The organism is Streptococcus suis (genome assembly GCF_002960445.1).
Classification (GTDB): domain Bacteria; phylum Bacillota; class Bacilli; order Lactobacillales; family Streptococcaceae; genus Streptococcus; species Streptococcus hyiners.
In genome coordinates this window covers 1-296 of the sequence record NZ_POJD01000362.1, presented here as the reverse complement: position 1 = coordinate 296, position 296 = coordinate 1, and the positions used below count along the sequence as shown (strand labels likewise).

Genomic DNA, 296 nt, shown 5'->3' with positions numbered 1-296 from the left:
TGCTCGCACTCTCGTTATCCGTGCCATCGTCCTTTGATAAGCGGCAGTAAATGCCGACTTCATAAATCTTGTTCTCCGTTCTTATTCCTGCCATACTGTAAAACCTCCATATCTGTCCTAACGTTTTCATGTTCCATTGCGTACATTCTAAGCGGACAGCCCCTCATTGTCGAAGGTGTCGCCCTCGGCAATCTTCTTCCGAATATCCTCGGAGATAATCGGGACAAACGCTTCTGCAACGGTCTGTGTGCCGATATATTCTCGACTGATAATCATTTGTACTTGCCCTTTTGGCA

General features: G+C 46.6%; 1 protein-coding gene and 1 pseudogene. Both read right to left on the bottom strand.

Going from position 1 to position 296, the window contains the following annotated elements; all coding sequences use genetic code 11:
• Positions 1-94, bottom strand: a pseudogene (locus tag C1G53_RS13440) (recombinase); the annotation flags it as partial.
• A 53-nt stretch (positions 95-147) separates the two neighbouring features.
• The coding region (locus C1G53_RS12085; RefSeq protein WP_105118817.1) for a stage II sporulation protein R at positions 148-296 on the bottom strand (149 nt) is incomplete at its 5' end.